Genomic DNA, 1,770 nt, shown 5'->3' with positions numbered 1-1,770 from the left:
TATCTTCATAGGTGATGGCAACAAGATAGAAACCCTTACAAATAAAGGAACTATAGAAGCAGGCAACAATGGTATAACTTTTTATGCATTTGATACAAATAAAAAGCCCGTTAATATTGGTAAAATCACTATAGAAAGTGGTGGTGTTATTAAAGCAGGCAATGATGCAATCCATATAGATGGAAGTAAAAATGGTATTGAGGGTGAAGGCATTGAAGTTAAAGCAGGGGGTAGATTAGAAGGTGGTAATGCAGGTATTTATATAGGTGGCGGTAAGCAAGTAAATACTAGCATCAATGTATCTGGAACTATCCAAGGTGGTAATGGGGGTATTATAAATACTGGAACCATAGGAAAAGAAGGACAAGAAAAACAAGAATATGGTATCACTATTGAAAATGGAGGTCTTATTGCTTCTGCAAAAGGAAGTGGTATTTTAAATACTGACAATGGAATTATTTATGGTAATATCTTCAATAGAAGTAATAATAATTTAAGTTTAAAAAATGATTCTGATGCGACTATTACAAGTGGTATTAAAAATGAAGGTAGTGGAACCATCTTTGTTAATAACCAAGGAACCATAGATAAAGATAATAGTGGTAATCATTTAGTTAACAGCGGATCTGGTAGCATAGTCATAGAAGATTGGCTTGTTACTACAGATAAAGATACGGGTAAATTAGACACTATAGTTGTAGGTGGAAGTGGAAATGGAAATGTAAGTGCTGATAAAATTACTATAGATGAGGGTAATCTCGATCTAGGACAACTTGATAATATAAATGATATCATCTCAGGTGTTAATCAAAACAATATTGGCAATATAGGAACCAATGGAGGTGGAGAAATATCTTTAAGCTTTGATCCAATAACAGGAAAGCTTACTACAGATTTTAATCTTAATGCCTCCATATCAGGTGCAACCTTTAGATCTTTAATCTCTACTACTTCAAGAAGATCTACCTTTATAGACAATGTTATGGGTAATTCTATGCAAACTTTTGCTTTAGCTTCTTCAAGTAAATCTCAAAGCATTGCTATGTCTGAAAAGGGTAATTTATATGCAGATGCAAGTGATTATATAAAGAGTGATTTAAATAATGGAAGCTATGGTTCTAATAAAGAACATTCTTTATTCATCCTTCCTTATACTTCTTCACAGAATGTTGAACTTTCTTTAAATGAAGAAAGTAAAGGACACACTAAAGGAACCATTATAGGTTATTCTACTTTAAAAGACAGTGGAATATATGGCGTGTATGCAGGTTATGAAGATACAAAAATGGGTTCAACTTATTTTGATATTAATAATAGAACCTATTATGCAGGTTTAAAATACTTTAATACCTTATTTACTACAGAAAAAGGTCAAGAAGTTTATATCAAAGCTCAAGGTAAAGCTGCTTTGATTAAAAATGATTTAACTAAAAAAATAGGAACGAATGAAGCTAAAGCTGAACCTAATTCTTATGCTTATGGAGTCAATACAGCCTTAGGTATGAATTTTATTTCTAATAAAGATATATTCTCCCCTGAAATAGGTCTTGCTTATGAAGGAGGCTATACTGAAGCTTTTTCTATGAAAGACACTATAGGACAAGCAACAGTTAAAGGTGGAGAAAGAACCTATGCAAACTATTTAAATCTTTTCTCTACTAAAACAAGCTTTACTTGGTTTAGAGATTGGTTGCCTAATTTAAAAACTTCAGTAGAACTTGGAGCTAAGTTTAATATCAATCCTAAAGTAGAAGCGGAGGCTAGATTTGG

1 protein-coding gene is annotated in these 1,770 nt (G+C 32.2%); it reads left to right on the top strand.

Annotation, left to right across the window (positions count from 1 at the left end; all coding sequences use genetic code 11):
• Positions 1-1,770: autotransporter outer membrane beta-barrel domain-containing protein (locus AJN58_RS10405; RefSeq protein ID WP_261665685.1), on the top strand; the 1,770-nt coding region annotated here is incomplete at both ends.

The organism is Campylobacter sp. BCW_4321, assembly GCF_001763075.1.
In the GTDB taxonomy this organism is placed as follows: Bacteria; Campylobacterota; Campylobacteria; order Campylobacterales; family Campylobacteraceae; genus Campylobacter_D; species Campylobacter_D jejuni.
The sequence above is the reverse complement of the archived record's forward strand: the minus strand, read 5'-3'. Positions and strand labels throughout refer to the sequence as shown.